This window comes from Haloferax elongans ATCC BAA-1513, from assembly GCF_000336755.1.
GTDB lineage: Archaea > Halobacteriota > Halobacteria > Halobacteriales > Haloferacaceae > Haloferax > Haloferax elongans.
In genome coordinates, this window is record NZ_AOLK01000015.1 from 419,348 (window position 1) to 433,434 (window position 14,087).

At 62.5% G+C, this 14,087-nt stretch carries 16 protein-coding genes; 8 read left to right on the top strand and 8 right to left on the bottom strand.

The genetic code is table 11. The features are described 5' to 3' along the window. Positions 1-59: 59 nt before the first annotated feature. The gene (locus C453_RS08790) at positions 60-548 is read left to right on the top strand and encodes a DUF6653 family protein (protein WP_008323948.1); all 489 of its coding nucleotides are present in this window, start codon (positions 60-62) and stop codon (positions 546-548) included. Here the strand turns inward: C453_RS08790 and C453_RS08795 are convergent. Both C453_RS08795 and aroA read right to left on the bottom strand, forming a co-directional pair. Further along, the gene (locus tag C453_RS08795; RefSeq protein ID WP_008323949.1) at positions 534-1,772 is read right to left on the bottom strand and encodes an alkaline phosphatase family protein; all 1,239 of its coding nucleotides are present in this window, start codon (positions 1,770-1,772) and stop codon (positions 534-536) included. The two genes, C453_RS08790 and C453_RS08795, sit on opposite strands and share 15 nt — an antisense overlap. Before the next feature lie 47 nt (positions 1,773-1,819). After that, positions 1,820-3,112: a 3-phosphoshikimate 1-carboxyvinyltransferase gene (gene aroA, locus C453_RS08800; protein ID WP_008323951.1), complete on the bottom strand. Its 1,293-nt coding sequence runs from the start codon at positions 3,110-3,112 to the stop codon at positions 1,820-1,822. A gap of 297 nt (positions 3,113-3,409) precedes the next feature. Between aroA and C453_RS08805 the strand changes: the two genes are divergently transcribed. Continuing rightward, positions 3,410-4,585 carry a M24 family metallopeptidase gene (locus C453_RS08805; protein ID WP_008323952.1) on the top strand — a complete coding sequence of 392 codons (1,176 nt, stop codon included), beginning with the start codon at positions 3,410-3,412 and terminating at the stop codon, positions 4,583-4,585. A gap of 47 nt (positions 4,586-4,632) precedes the next feature. On the opposite strand, the gene C453_RS08810 is transcribed toward C453_RS08805, so the two are convergent. Next, positions 4,633-5,157 carry a hypothetical protein gene (locus tag C453_RS08810; protein WP_008323953.1) on the bottom strand — a complete coding sequence of 175 codons (525 nt, stop codon included), beginning with the start codon at positions 5,155-5,157 and terminating at the stop codon, positions 4,633-4,635. A 184-nt stretch (positions 5,158-5,341) separates the two neighbouring features. Further along, on the bottom strand, positions 5,342-6,187 hold the full coding sequence (locus C453_RS08815; protein ID WP_008323954.1) for an SDR family oxidoreductase: 846 nt from the start codon (positions 6,185-6,187) through the stop codon (positions 5,342-5,344). A gap of 151 nt (positions 6,188-6,338) precedes the next feature. Between C453_RS08815 and C453_RS08820 the strand changes: the two genes are divergently transcribed. The 3 genes from C453_RS08820 to surE all read left to right on the top strand — a co-directional run bounded on the left by C453_RS08820 (position 6,339) and on the right by surE (position 9,472). Next, entirely contained in the window at positions 6,339-7,109 is a 771-nt protein-coding gene (locus C453_RS08820) for a prephenate dehydrogenase/arogenate dehydrogenase family protein (protein ID WP_008323955.1), read from the top strand. A 74-nt stretch (positions 7,110-7,183) separates the two neighbouring features. Then, entirely contained in the window at positions 7,184-8,587 is a 1,404-nt protein-coding gene (locus C453_RS08825; RefSeq protein ID WP_008323957.1) for a small ribosomal subunit Rsm22 family protein, read from the top strand. 96 nt (positions 8,588-8,683) lie between these two features. After that, a complete protein-coding gene (surE, locus tag C453_RS08830) occupies positions 8,684-9,472 on the top strand; it encodes a 5'/3'-nucleotidase SurE (protein WP_008323958.1) in 789 nt (262 codons plus the stop codon). 33 nt (positions 9,473-9,505) lie between these two features. On the opposite strand, the gene C453_RS08835 is transcribed toward surE, so the two are convergent. Further along, a complete protein-coding gene (locus C453_RS08835; protein ID WP_008323959.1) occupies positions 9,506-9,748 on the bottom strand; it encodes a hypothetical protein in 243 nt (80 codons plus the stop codon). Between the two features lie 96 nt (positions 9,749-9,844). Between C453_RS08835 and C453_RS08840 the strand changes: the two genes are divergently transcribed. After that, entirely contained in the window at positions 9,845-10,651 is an 807-nt protein-coding gene (locus tag C453_RS08840; RefSeq protein ID WP_008323960.1) for an aminoglycoside N(3)-acetyltransferase, read from the top strand. A gap of 40 nt (positions 10,652-10,691) precedes the next feature. On the opposite strand, the gene C453_RS20410 is transcribed toward C453_RS08840, so the two are convergent. Further along, complete coding sequence (locus tag C453_RS20410; protein ID WP_008323961.1) at positions 10,692-11,702, bottom strand: sulfite exporter TauE/SafE family protein; 1,011 nt, start codon at positions 11,700-11,702, stop codon at positions 10,692-10,694. A 105-nt stretch (positions 11,703-11,807) separates the two neighbouring features. On the opposite strand from C453_RS20410, the gene C453_RS08850 reads away from it, so the two are divergent. Further along, entirely contained in the window at positions 11,808-12,200 is a 393-nt protein-coding gene (locus C453_RS08850; RefSeq protein WP_008323962.1) for a CopG family ribbon-helix-helix protein, read from the top strand. Between the two features lie 233 nt (positions 12,201-12,433). Here the strand turns inward: C453_RS08850 and C453_RS08855 are convergent, their stop codons facing one another. Beyond that, a complete protein-coding gene (locus C453_RS08855) occupies positions 12,434-12,862 on the bottom strand; it encodes an OsmC family protein (protein WP_008323963.1) in 429 nt (142 codons plus the stop codon). A gap of 153 nt (positions 12,863-13,015) precedes the next feature. Here C453_RS08855 and C453_RS08860 point away from each other — a divergent pair, with 153 nt between their 5' ends. Continuing rightward, positions 13,016-13,453 (top strand): hypothetical protein, encoded by a 438-nt coding sequence (locus C453_RS08860; protein WP_008323964.1) that lies wholly within the window; start codon positions 13,016-13,018, stop codon positions 13,451-13,453. Positions 13,454-13,493: 40 nt separating this feature from the next. Here C453_RS08860 and C453_RS08865 read toward each other — a convergent pair whose 3' ends face one another. Beyond that, on the bottom strand, positions 13,494-13,907 hold the full coding sequence (locus tag C453_RS08865; RefSeq protein WP_008323965.1) for a carboxymuconolactone decarboxylase family protein: 414 nt from the start codon (positions 13,905-13,907) through the stop codon (positions 13,494-13,496). Positions 13,908-14,087: the final 180 nt, after the last annotated feature.

The following is a 14,087-nucleotide window of genomic DNA, read 5'->3' on the forward strand; positions in this document are numbered from 1 at the left end:
AATCGCTGAAGTGTCTCGGCTCACGGAGGTTCATAACCGATGGCGGGCAACGCACTACTATGGTATCGACAACCGACGGGAGCCTCCGCGACCGTCTCGAAGCGACGTTCTGGGAGCGCCACGCCAACCCGTGGAGCGCTGGAACGAGAATCCTCGTGTATCCGGTGTTTATGTACGCCATTTACCGACGCGACGCGAAACTCTTCGCCGCGACGCTGGCATTCATCGCCGTCAACCCAGTGTTGTTCTCGCGCCCGGAACGCACCGACAACTACCTCAGTCGCATCGTCCTCGCCGAACGTGAGTGGTTAGACGAAGGGAGAGGTACGATGGGACTGGACTACCCGAACGTCCTCAACGTCCTCAACATCCCGGTCACCTTCTACGCGTTCGCGTCCGCGATTCGCCGTAAGCCAGTCGGAACCGTGCTCGGGACGCTCGGCGTGATGGTGCTCAAACTCTGGTGGACCGACGCAATTGTGAAGAAGACGGGCGTGACCGGTTCGGGGCCGGGAGATGCGGATTCTGACGACTCAGTCGGCCAGTGAGTCGAGCGTCGCCGTCGCAAAGGGAATCAGCATCTCGTCGGGGTGTAGGCCACCGTGCATGCCGATGTAGTCGAGTTTGTCTCGGGCTTCGTCCCCGTACCAGACGCTGAGGTCGCGGTGGACGACGACGAGGTCGCCGAGTCGTCGCTCGAACACTGAAGACGGATTCGACCCGAAGAGGTCGGCGTCGAGCACTTCCTGCTTTCGGAGTACTTTCGCATCGAGTTCGGCTGTGAGCGTGTCGTACACGTCGTCGATTCGGTCCGGTCGGAGGTGGAGGTGGGCGTTCCGGGCGCTGCCCGAGAATCGAATCGGCGTCCCGTCGGAGAGCGCCTTCAGGTCCGAAACGAGGTCGAACGGCGGTGCCGAAAGGTCGACGTTACGCTCGGGGTCGGTGTCGATGAGTCCGTGGTCGGCGGTGAGACAGACGAGTGTCTCGCCGTGGTCGTCGGTCTCCTCGGCGAGTGTGTCGATGGCCGCGGCGACCCGGTCGAACGTCTCCGCAGTTATCTTTCGGTATGCCTCGGAATCGACGCCTTCGGCGTGGGCGGTGGCGTCGGTCTGCGGGAGGTACGCGAAGATGTACGACGGGTCCGACGCTTCCGCGGCCGCCTCATCGAAGGCGTCCGAAAACGTCGAGAGGTCTTCCGCGTCGTAGGTGTGCGGAACCGTGGATTCCGACGGGAAGGGCGTCACGTGGTGCGTCTCGACGCCCGCGGCTTCGAGTTCGGGATAGATTGGGTCAGCATTGGCTACGTCTTCGATGTCGATGCGCTCGGGTTCGGTACCGTCCTTTCGGAGGAACGGAAGCGCCTCGAACATCTCGTCGGCGTCCGGTTCGTAGACGTTCCAGCCGACGACGCCGTGTTCGGCAGGGAGGGTCGCGGAGTGGAACGTGTTCATCGCGGCGGCCGTCTCCGAGGGGAAGATGGTGGTCAACGGTTGTACCGCCCCGGCGCGTTCGAAGTCGCGTAAGAACGGAATTCGTTCGCGCTCGCCGTCCCACTGCGCGAGACCGAAGCCATCGACGAGGAAGACGACGACACGGGAGATATCGTCGTACTTGTCGGTCGCCGCTTCGGGGAGTCGCGGTCCAACGTCGGCACCGAGCAGGTCGGCGACGGTGCCCGGAATCCGGGAGAAGCACCAGTCCTCGTACGCCGGGAGAAGATACTCGCCGTCTTGCTGGCGCTCCTGCAGTGCCGACGGGTCCGATAACTGCATGACGAATTCGCCGGACGGTGTCGGGAAAAAGGTTCTGTCGTGGAAGCTCAGTCTTCGCGTACGTCAGCGCCGAGGTCGCGCATCGTCTCGAAGAAGTTCGGGAACGACACGTCGACGTGTTCCGACCCGGCGACGGTCGTCTCGCCGTCGGCCACGAGGCCAGCAATGGCCAGCGACATGACGATACGGTGGTCGTGGCGACCGTCGACGTCGGCACCGACGAGGTCGGTCTGGCCGCCGTGGATGGTGAGGCGGTCCTGCTCTTCTGTGACGTGGGCGTTCATCTTGGACAGTTCTTCGGCCATCGCGCTGACGCGGTCTGTCTCCTTGTACCGGACGTGTTCGCAGTTCTCGATGACCGTGTCGCCGTTGGCAATCGCACCGAGGACCGCAATCGTCGGCAGGAGGTCGGGCGTGTCGCCGACATCGACGGTAATCCCCGAGAGCGGGGCAGGTGAGACGGTCAGTTCACCGGCTTCTTCGTCCCAATCAACTTCTGCGCCCATGTCGCGGACGATATCGACGATAGCGCTGTCTCCCTGCGCGGAGGGGCGTGCACCTTCGATGACGACAGAGTCGCCCTCGGCACCGGCAACTGCACCCGCTGCAAGGAGGTACGACATCGACGAGAAGTCGCCGGGGACGCTGTACTCGCCGCCAGTCGGGCGGTACGACTGCCCGCCGGGGACCGAGAATCCCTCGTCGGTTCGCTCGGCTTCGATGCCGAAGTCAGCCAGCACTTCCAGCGTGATATCGACGTACGGGGCAGACTTGAGTTCAGTCGTCAGTTCGACGTCGATACCCTCGTCGGTGACGGCCCCGGCCATCAGGAGCGCCGTGATGTACTGCGAGGAGACGTCGCCGGGGATTTCGACTGTGCCGCCGGTCATTCCGTCACCGACGACCAGTGGAGCCAGTCCGTTTCGTCGTGTGCTCTCCGCACGGCCGTCGAGGTCGGAGACGGCTTCGAGAAGCGGACCTTGTGGGCGCGAGCGGAGGGATTCGTCGCCGGTGAGGACAGTTAGGTTCTCGCCCAGTCCGGCACAGGCCGTGACGAGTCGCATCGTCGTCCCCGAGTTGGCGCAGTCGATGACGTCTGCTGGCGTCTCGGGTCGGCCGTCGAAGCCCGTCACCTCGACCGTCTGTCCCTCGCGGTCGACACTGCCGCCGAAGCCCTCGACAGCGCGCATTGTCGCCTTCGTGTCGGCGCTGACGAGCGCGTCGCGAACGACCGCGCCGTCGCTGTATCCGGCGGCAAGAATGGCTCTGTGCGTGTAGCTCTTCGACGGAGGTGCTCGTGTTCGACCCCGAACGCGAGACTGCGAGATGTGGGCGTCCATACCCGGGCGTCGTCAGGGGATAGTATCAGGGTACCGGACGCGGCGACGTTCTCATATGGTTAGAATAACGACCATTACCTTAGGCTACGAACGTCAACGTGCGTCAGGGGTGCTTCGAAGCGCACAGTCCGGGACGATGGTTGGATACTGTTCGTCCAGTGCTGACGGGGCGTCTCGGCGGTTCCGGCGGCTATCACACGGGGAGTCCTTGCCCGAGTAGACTCCCCGCGTGGCCGAAACCGGAAACCGCCGTACCAGACGCGAGGCCTTTACTACCACCCCAGACAACCCCGGAGTATGGAACCCGACTTCTCTCGACTCACCGAGTTCCTCGGCGACGACTTCGACGGCTATCTCATCTCCGCCGATGGCAGCGACTCGAATCAGTTGTACCTCTCGGGATTCGACGCGCCGGACCCGTACGTGACGCTCTTCACTCCGGACGAAACTGCCCTCCTCGTCTCCGCGCTCGAATACGGACGCGCGAAGAAAGAGAGCCGCGCCGACACCGTTTCTCGACTCGCCGACTACGACTACCGCCAGAAGTACACCGAATATGGCCCAACTGTCGGGAAAGCGAAGGCGATTGCCGAGTTCCTCGCCGACCACGGCGTCGAGACACTCGCGACGCCCGCCGACTTCCCGCTCGGCCTCGCTGACAGCCTCCGCGACGAGGGTGTCGCGGTCGACGCAGAAACCGACGACGTGCTGACAAAAATCCGCGCAGTCAAGTCCGACGAGGAAGTCGAACACATCCACGCGGCACAGAAAGCGAACGAGGCGTCGATGCAGGCGGCAGAAGACCTCATCCGCGCCGCCGACGTGGCCGACGACGGCACGCTCCACTACGAGGGCGAACCGCTGACGAGCGAGCGAGTCAAAGAGGAAATCGAGATTACGCTGCTCCGACACGGCTGTGCCCTCGACGAGACTATCGTCGCCTGTGGTGCCGATGCCGCCGACCCCCACGACCGTGGAAGCGGCCCGCTCTCTGCTGACGAAGCCATTATCGTCGATATCTTCCCGCGAGACAAGGAGACGAAGTACAACGGCGACATGACCCGGACGTTCGTCAAAGGCGAGCCGACCGAAGCGGTCCGCGAATGGTTCGACCTCACCGAAGAAGCCTTCCACGCGGCACTCGACGCCATCGAACCGGGTGCGACCGGCGAAGACGTCCACGACGCCGTCTGCGACGTGTACGAAGCGGCTGGCGAGAACACACTTCGCGCGAATCCGACTGCTGAAACCGGATTCATCCACAGCACCGGCCACGGCGTCGGACTCGACGTTCACGAACTCCCGTCTGTGAGCCAAGCCGGCGAGGAACTCGAACCCGGACACGTCATCACTATCGAGCCTGGCCTCTACGACCCTGAAATCGGCGGAGTCAGAATCGAGGACCTCGTGGTCGTCACCGAAGACGGCTACGAGAACCTGACCGACTATCCGGTCGAACTGGTCGTCGAATAACACCGCTGCTCACCCGTCGAATACTTCGAAAACTCAGTCGGTCGGTCTTAACTGTCGAGGGCGTTGTCACCCGCCTGTTCGGGCGACGCGGTCGCATCGAGCCAGTCGGAATTGGCTTCGCGCCACTCTTGTAACAGGGCTTCGAGTGCGTCGGCGGTCTTCGGCGTGATGACGCCCGCGGCCTGCCTAACGACTGTTCCGTCTTCGATAAGCAGCGCATAGATGTTCCCCTCGCCGAGGAGACCGAGACGGCGCTGGAGTGCCGTCTTGTCGACCCGCGCCATGAGCGCGTTATCGTGCCGCTTGTTCCGCGCGGCACCAGGGGACATCCCGCCGCCACCGCCGAACGACGGCATCATCCCGCTTCGGCCACCGAGAACCATCAGTTCGTAGTACTCGAAGTGGTCGTAGGTCTCGGAGAGTTCTTCTGCGAACCCGCGCCACGACCCGACAAGCGACTGCTGTCGACGGTCGAAACTGATGAGCAAGAGCGTCTGCTCACCGTCCAGATCGTCCGGTAAGACGACCTTTTGACCGCTCGTATCTTGTGAGGGGAGGCGCGGGAAGTCCACGAATTATTCGAACCTCTATGGCTATATAAGTCTAATTGCCGATTCGGCAAATTGTTCCATCACTCTGAACGTTTTCCTGAACTTGAGAGTGGTGGGACTCATTATCGGTGGTGGGTCGTTCAAATACATAAATCTACGGCTCTGAGTCTCAGCGGAGATAATTAGCTTCAGGACGGGGAGGCTGTTACCGTTCGTACTCGGTGTCGAACAGTTGGGCCGACATCGGTCCCGGGTTGCTCCCCTCGACGACGTTGTACGCCGAGAAGTCTTCGACACCAGCCTCGCTCAGCAGTTCCTCGTCGTAGAAGGTGTTCCCCGTACAGGCCGTCGGCTCACGAGAGAACAGTTCAGTCACTGCGTCGCACATGATTTGCGGCTTTCGCCAGTCTTCGGGCGTTCCCATCCCGAAGTGGCGGGTCGCTTCGGACTCGATTGCGGCCACCGGCCACAGTGCGTTTACTGCGATATCGTCGCTCGCGAGTTCCTGTGCGAGTGACTCGGCGATGAACGTCATGCCGTACTTCGAGAGCGCGTACGCGACCTTTCCGGGTGCGGGTTCTGCGGGGCGCGGTGGGGAAAACGTCACCACGTGCGCGTGGTCGCTCTCGCGGAGGTGCGGGAGCGCGGCGTGCGTCGTCGCGTACGTCCCGCGAGCGTTCACATCCATGAGGAGGTCGAATCGATTCGGCGGCGTGTTCTCGAAGTTCGCGATGTGAATCGCGCCCGCGTTGTTGACGACGAAGTCGATGCCACCGAACTCGTCGACCGTCTCGTCGATAGCGTTCTGGATGGACTCGTCGTCACGAACGTCGAGTTGGCACCAGATAGCGTTGCCACCTCGCTCGCGAATCTCCTCGGCTGTCTCGACGATGGTCCCCGGCAGGTCGTCGCGCTCTTCGACGGTCTTGCCGGTCGAGACGACGTTCGCCCCGCGGTCGGCGAGTTCCAGCGCGATTTGCTTGCCGATTCCGCGACTGGTTCCCGTGATGAAGGCCGTTCGGCCCTCGAAATCTACATCATCAAACGCCATAGAGACTCATTGTCAATCGGCCACTTGACGTTTCGCACACGGCAACTCCGTTCAACCGGGTTTGTCGTATTGCGGTCGGTCCGGCGTGAACTCACGACGACATCCGCCAGCACCGATTGCCTTTTGGGCGGCCCGCGTCCACACGATACCGATGGACTTGCTCGTCGTCGGTGCTGGTGCCATGGGCCGGTGGTTCGGCCGGACAGTGGATGCCGAACCCGCGTTTGCAGACGTCGACCTCGATGTCGCCGAGAGCGCGGCCGACGAAGTCGGCGGGCGCGTCGTCCCCTTCGACGGAGACGAGCAATTCGACCTCGTCTGCCTCGCTGTTCCCATGGGCCTCGCCGAAGAGGCCATCGCGGAACACGCCCACCGGGCGACCGGTGGCATGTGCGACGTGACGGGTGCGATGGGCGGCCCGGTTAGCGCGATGCGCGAGCACCTGCCGGACCGCGAGCGATTCAGCCTCCACCCACTGTTTGCCCCGCAGAACGCCCCCGGAAACGTCGCTGTCGTCAGCGACACCACGGGACCGCTTGCAGACGCCGTCTGTGCCGACCTCTCGACTGCGGGGAACCACGTCTTCGAGACGACACCCGACGAACACGACGCCGCGATGGAGACCGTGCAGGCCGCGGCCCACGCCGCCGTCCTCGCGTTCGGACTCGCTGCGGACGACGTTCGCGACGAGTTTGCGACGCCCATTTCAGCCGCCCTCGACGAACTCGTCACGGCGGTTTCCGGCGGCACGCCTCGCGTGTACACCGACATTCAATCGCAGTTCGGTGCCGGGACAGACCGCGTTGCGGACGCGGCACGCGCCCTTGCGATGGCCGACGACGAGACGTTTGCCGACCTCTACCGGGCAGTCGCTTCGACAGGCGCTGTGTCGCTCGACGACGTCAGCGACGCCGACACCTGACCGCGACTCGCCCCCGTTTCGACGACTACCCGACCGATAGATAGACCGATGATACCTGACCTGCTGTTCCGACGATGATAGATAGAGACGCCGTCCGCGACAACGCGAAGTACCTCCGAAACGTTCGCCCGATAGACCCCGACGAGATTGCCGAATACATCGAAGGCGCACCGCACCCTGCGGTGGTCAAACAGACGCTCCGCGAGGAAGCCTACGACCTCGGCCTGTTCGAGCAAGACGACGGGACGTTCGTCCCCGCCAACGACGACCCGGTTCCGCTTCCCGGGTGGTCGCCCGAAGCGTTCCCCAGTGACTACTCGTTCGCGGTCGAAGACTTGCTCATCCAGCGCTACGGAGCGAACTGGCACGTCGGCGACTCCGGCGACCGACTCCGAGAACGCATTCGCCAACTGAAGGCAGACTACTTCGAGGGCAACCCCGTCGAGTACGACGAAGACGCTGCTCTCGGGTACGCTATCTACCACCTCCCGGACTACTACGCGACCGTCGGCTACGTCCTCGACGACCTCACAGAACGTGGGTTGCTGCCGCGACAACTCCGCGTCCTCGACGTTGGTGCGGGAACTGGCGGCCCGGCACTCGGACTCCACGACTACCTGCCTGACGACGCGCTCGTGGACTACCACGCGCTCGAACCCAGTGCCTCCGCCGACGTGCTCGAACGGATGCTCTCTGAGACGCGCCGCAACTTCCGGACGAGTATCCACCGCGAGACGGCCGAAGCGTTCGACCCCGACGGCGAGTACGACATCGTCCTCTTCGGAAACGTCCTGAACGAACTCGACGACCCCGCCGAAGTCGTCCAGAAGTACCTCGACGTCGTCGCCGACGACGGCGCTATCGTCGCCATCGAACCCGCCGACAGAAACACGAGTATCGGTCTCCGCGAGGTCGAACGCGAGGTCGCTCCCGTGAACGGCGACGTGACTATCTACTCGCCTACGCTTCGCCTGTGGGACGGATACGCGCCCTCTGACCGCGGATGGTCGTTCGACGTGCAACCGGACTTCGACGTTCCCGCGTTCCAGTCTCGACTGGACGACGGGCGCGACGCCGGCGAGGACGAAGGCACCTTCGTCAACGTGGACGTGCAGTACTCCTACAGTATCCTCCGAACCGACGGTGAGCGCCGGTTCGGAATCCGGGCCAACCCCGAGCGCTTCGCCAAGATGGCCGAGATGGAACGCCACGTCACGAACCGCATCGACCTCCTCGCCGTCAAACTGAGCCACGACCTCTCAGAGAGCCGAAATCAACTGTTCAAAATCGGTGACGGCAGCGAGGAGACTGACCACTACGCAGTCAGGACGAAGCCGACCATCCTGAACGCCGACCTCGAGGAGGCCGACTACGGCGACATCCTCGTCTTCGAAAACGTCCTGGTCCTCTGGAACGACGACGAAGAAGCCTACAACCTCGTCGTGGACGACGAGACCATCGTCGACCGCGCGGTCTGACCTGACTTCGACGGGCCACCGAAGCGAGGGAGTGTGGTCGGCACGTCGACAGCCGCGAGGCGTGGATTTTTGCGCGCTCCGGCCGGAGTCGAAGCCATGAGTGAACGCTCCATCCTCCTGACGAACGACGACGGTATCGAGAGCGTCGGGTTTCGGGCCCTCTACGACGCCCTCTCGGAGTTCGCGGACGTGACTGCTGTCGCGCCGAAGACGGACCAAAGCGCCGTCGGGCGGAAGATGTCGTCCGACGCCATCGTCGCCGAACACGAACTCGGCTACGCACTTGAGGGGACGCCCGCCGACTGCACTGTAGCCGGTCTCGAAGCGCTCTGTCCCGACGTAGACATGGTGGTCTCCGGCATCAACAAAGGCGCGAACATCGGGGCGTACGTCCTCGGCCGGTCCGGGACCGTCAGCGCGGCCGTCGAAGCCGCGTTCTTCGACGTGCCCGCAATCGCCGTCTCGATGTACATCCCCAACGACGGCGACGTTCCGTGGCACGAACTGGCGACCGACCCGCGGGACTACCGCGAGGCGACGCACGCGGCTTCGTACCTCGCCAAACACGCTGTCGGTGCGGGCGTGTTCAAGCAGTGCGACTACCTGAACGTCAACGCGCCGATGCGCTCGACTGGCACCCCGGCCGACATGGAGGTGACACATCCCTCGGAGATGTACGACATGACCGCCGAGTTCGAGAACGGCTCCGTCAGACTCCACGACCGAATCTGGGAGCGCATGCGCAGCGGCGACATCCCCGACCCGGACGGAACCGACCGCCGTGCCGTCATCGACGGTAAGGTGTCCGTCTCGCCACTGACGGCACCACACACGACGCAGCACCACGAGGCGCTCGACGCGCTCGCAGAGACATACATCGAGTAAGTCCCGGGCCGGAACGCTGATTCAGTCTCGTTCTCAGTCTGTTCGCGTCTCGCGGAGTAGTTTGTACGCGATACCGACGAGTCCAGCGAACGTTGCGAGGACGCCAGCGAGGAAAGCGACAACGCCGACGAACGACATTACTCCGACAGTGAGCCGGTTGAAGGCGAATTCGGCGACGAACAGGAGGAGCCACCCACCAGAGACGACGACGTAGAGTTTCACCATCTCATCTTCTGTGGCGTAGCGGAGGGCGTCGCGGGCGGAGACTTCGGCCATAGTATTCGCAACACGGGAGGACGGATTGAGTTTTTTGCCCGCATTCGAGAGGGAGACAAACGAACCTTGAAGCGTTGGCCACGTGAGACGAGAGTCATGACGGAAGCAGACGCCATCGAGCGAGTCGACGAGCCAGTCACGGTCTCGTCGCTCGTCTCCGACCTCCGCGAACTCGGCATCGGTGCCGGCGATACCCTTCTCGTTCACGCCTCGATGAGTTCGCTCGGATGGGTCGCTGTCGACCCGACGGCCGTCGTCGACGCTCTCCAGACAGTGCTGACTGAGGACGGGACGCTCGTAATGCAGACCCACAGCGGCCAGTACTCCGACCCAGCGGTCTGGGAGAATCCCCTGGTCCCTGACGACTGGGTGCAGACGGTCCGTGACGAACGACCACCGTACCGCCCCGAGGTCACACCGACTCGCGGGATGGGTGCGATTCCGGAGTGTTTCCGAAACTATCCCGGCGTCGTCCGAAGCGACCACCCGGTGTACTCCGCCGCCGCGTGGGGCGCCGAGGCTGAGGAAATCGTCGCCAACCACAGCATCGACCACGGACTCGGTGAAGACTCGCCACTTGCCCGTGCCTACGACCGAGACGCTGACGTGCTCCATCTCGGGACGGGATACGACACGAACACGTCGATTCACCTCGCCGAGTACCGCGCCGACTTCGACAAAGAGTACATCACAGCGTCGGCACCGATTCTCCGCGACGGCGAGCGCGTCGTCGTCAAGTACGACGACCTTGAAATCAGCACCGACGACTTCGAGGAACTCGGAGCAGACTTCGAAGCTGAAGTCGGCGTCACGGAGGGAGTCGTCGGCGCAGCGACGTGCAAACTGATGGACCAACCCGAACTCGTCGATTTCGCCGTCGAGTGGTTCGGGGCGAATCGGTGAGTCGCGGGAGTCGCCGACACTCGGCCGACTGAGGCGGCGGTCAGAACACTCCAACGATGAAGCCGATTCCCATGACGATGAGCACGGCTGCCGAGAAAACTGGGAGATACGGCGTGTACTTCTCCACTTCGGATTCAAACGACTGGTAGCCCGCGATGAGGACCATCGTCAGGGCGACGATGCCGAAAATGACCGTGAGCGCATAGGTGCTCATCAGTTCGAGACAGTAGTTCGACCCGGCGCACATAGCGATTATCTCGAACTCCTCTTCGTGTGCGAACCCGAGGACGAACGCGAACCACGCGATACCGAGGAGTCCGCGGTCTGTGGCTTCGTCGAGGCCCTGGTTGTGGTCGTGGCCGTGGTCGTGATGGCCGTGCGAGTGCCCGCCAGTGAACGGGAGGGAGTTCCAAAGACGGGAGAAGAGTCCAGTGTGGTCGTCGTGGTTGTGGTGGTTGTGGTGGCTGTCGTGGTTGTGGTGGCTGTCGTGGCTGTCGTGGCTGTCGTGGCTGTCGTGGCTGTCGTGGTTGTAGTGAGTGTGTCCGTCGCGGGCGAGTGTCTGCTGGGCGTCGAGGGTGCCCCGAATGCGATGCGTCTGGGACTGGCTGGCGGCGGCGTGGTCGTGGTTGTCGTCGTCGTAGATGTGGCCGCCGTGGCTGTGGTCGCTGTGGTCGTGAGAATTCTCCACCCCGTGACTGTGTGAGTGCCCGCCGCCGCGATACTCTCGAATACCGAGTGCGATGAGGAGCACACCGGCAACGAGACTCACCGGCCCGCCGATTTGGACGCCGCCGAGTATCGTCAGCGGTTCGTTGACCTGCGTGGGTTCGAAGTACGACTTCGCGTAGAAGAACACCGCGACCATCGCGAGACTGCTCACGAGATGTCCGACACCGAGGATGAAACTCGCGGCGAACCCGTAGAGCCATTCGTTCGCCTGGTCGAGGGCGTAGGAGGCGGCCACGGGCCAGCCGTGGCCCGGCTCGATACCGTGGACGACGCCGAGCGCGACAGCCCCCGCGAACAACCCAATCGTGTCGGTTCCGAACATCGCTTCGGAAGCCCCTCCGCCGCCGTCCTGTATAGCGGTTGTTAATACCGGAACCCGGTGGTCGTAATACAGACTCTCTTAGTGCTGGCCGAGGCACGTCCGTACATGCGAACGAGTTTCAACATCCCCGACGAGGTCGTCGCCGAATTCGACCGGGTGTGGAACGAACAGGGGATGGAAAACCGCTCACGAGCGGTCAGAGAGGCGATGCAAGAGTACATCGAGTCCCACACGCGACTGGAAGACACCGATGGGACCGTCGTCGCGCTGGTCGGCTTCGACTATCGACACCACGAGGTCATCGGCGAACTCCATTCGGTGCAACACGACTACCAGGACGTCATTCTGAACACGAGTCACACCCACCAAGGCGAGTGGTGTCTCGAATCGCTGTTCTGCCGCGGGCCGAGTGAACGCGTCCGACAACTGACCTACCGCCTCCGCGACTTCGACGGCGTCCGCCGGGTGAAGGTGATGATGATTCGAGACGGGGAGTGAGTCGAGGGAGCGCCGCGTTCGGTTTTTGTTCTGCGGAAGCCCGGCCAAAAGATTCACAATCGACTGAGCGGTGCTCTGGAGTACGTGTGGCAGTCAGGAGTCGCGCGCCCCTCTCGACGACCACACGTTTTGTGACGGTCGTGTCTGGCAGACCGTCCGCCACAGTTCTCCGCAGAAACACCCGTAGCCACGTGCGTCAGCACCGCGGAAAATAGTCTGTCCGGAGACCGTGCTTAGCTCACAAGCGACGCGTCGAGCGTAATCTCAGGCCCGGCGAGGGCTTTCGAAACCGGGCACCCCTCTTTCGCGCGCTGTGCCAGTTCCTTGAACGTCTCGTCGTCGATTTCGGGAATGTCTGCCTCCAGCGTCAGGTCGATGCGTGGAATCTCGAATCCACCGTCGTCGGCCCGTTCGAGATGCACGTCCGCGGCCGTGTGAAGGCTGTTTGGAGTGTAGCCTTCGGCGTCGAGGAACGCGGTCAGCTGCATCGAAAAGCAGCCGGAGTGCGCCGCGCCGATAAGCTCCTCCGGGTTCGTTCCGGGGTCGTCCTCGAACCGGGTCGGGAACTTGAACGTCCCAGAAACGTCGCCACTCTCGGTCTCGAAGTCACCGTGACCGTCTTTGCCACCCTGCCACGTCGTTTCGGCTTGCTTTGTGGGCATTCCAGAAGCACATACACACTCCACCGGCATGGTAATGTCGGCGAACATATTATTTTGGACGGCGCAGTAGATACACTCTCGCGGGTGTCGGACGTGTCATAGTGGGCGAGATGTTATCTCTCTTGGCGTGCTATGTGCTAGCTGTGAGCACGAATGGAATACTCGACAGTACCAACTGAAACAGCGGTCGAAACGGAGTGGCACCACATCACGCGTGCGCTCGTCGGTGGACTCGCGGCAGCAAGCGCGATGTTTCTTCACATTTCAGTCGTCCAGACTCCCGGGTTAAACCCGCCGCCACAGACAGCCGCACTGTTCCTCGTCGCCGCGACCGGGGGCGTGATAAGCTACCTCTTGCTCACCCGGGAAACCGTGGTTGCGTACGCGATGGCTGCACTGACTAGCGTATTCGTCCTCATCGCGGTGGGAGTGACCGTCCTCGGTGTGTACGGACCCGCCGGACCCGAGACGAACCCGGTCGGTCCGATTGCATACGTCCTGCTCGCGGTACTCGTCATCGTCACGTCCGGGTTGTCGTGGCGGAGTCGTGAAACGAGAGAACTCGGTCCCGAACCAACGACGACGCCGTAGAAAAATCGCCTGACCGGAAGTCAGACGGTGTCCCAGTTTTTCAGTCGTCGGCGTTTAGTTGTTCTTCGAGGTGTTCGGCCATCCGTTCGAATTCGTCTTCGAACGTGTCCATGTCGTAGTCCATCCCGTGGATGATGGCGCTGTAGCGAGCGGTCCAACTGGCAAGGAATGCAACCTCGTTGAGTTCCTCTTCGGTCGCACCGTGCATCTTGGCTGCCGATTTGTGGAAGTACTGGCAGTACGGACACTTGATGTTCGCCGCGATAGCCAACCCGATTAGCTCCTTGTATTTGGGCGGAATCGCCGTCTCTTCGAACGCGTGCCGTTTGAAGTTCGGCCATTCGTTGACGAGGTCTGCGTCGTTCAGCTCCCAGAACCCCGGCACGAACCCGAGCGTCTCTTCGATGTCTGCCCGCACCGCGCCGACATCGCCTCTCCCTGCTGTCGTTGCCATATCTTGTCTCTCCTGTGATTCTAGCGCTCACGTCCCACGTTCCGGTTCGAACTCCATCCCACCGTGTGCGTCAGAACCACGTACCTGTTGGTGTGCAAATCTAATAAAAATATATAAATATTGTTATATTTGTTACTGTGTAGTCGCACAGGAAGTCCCAGAATCAGACGCAAACGAGCC